Below are 424 nucleotides of genomic sequence, written 5' to 3'. Positions count from 1 at the left end.
GAACAGGTCGTGCTGATGCTGCGCCAGATTGAGGTACAGACGGCGCAAGGCAAGAGCATCGCCGTCTCTTGCAAGGAGGCGGATATCTCCGAGCAAAGCTACTACCGCTGGCGCAAGGAGTACGGCGGTCTGAAGGTCGATCAGGCCAAGAAGATGAAGGATCTGGAGCGCGAGAACGCACGCCTTTGTCGTCTGGTGGCCGACTTATCGCTGGAGAAGCAGGTGCTGGCGGACGTCGCCTCGGGAAACTTGTAGCCCCCGAGCGACGCCGGCAGGCGGTGGCTGGCATCCGGGAGAAGTACGGCCTCTCGGAACGCCACGCCTGCCGGATCGTCGGCCAGCATCGAGGCACGCAGCGCTACGTGCCGACTGTGCTGGCCGACGAGGATGGGCTGACCCGCGCCATCATCGCCCTGGCGTCCGA

At 64.4% G+C, this 424-nt stretch carries 1 pseudogene; it reads left to right on the top strand.

The window, feature by feature from the left end:
* Window positions 1–424 (top strand): annotated as a pseudogene (locus Q8W67_RS17495) (transposase); the annotation flags it as partial.

The sequence above is a fragment of the Methylobacterium sp. NEAU K genome (genome assembly GCF_030700285.1).
Classification (GTDB): Bacteria; Pseudomonadota; Alphaproteobacteria; order Rhizobiales; family Beijerinckiaceae; genus Methylobacterium.
Note: the sequence above shows the minus strand (reverse complement) of the source record. Positions and strands in the feature narration are given on the sequence as shown.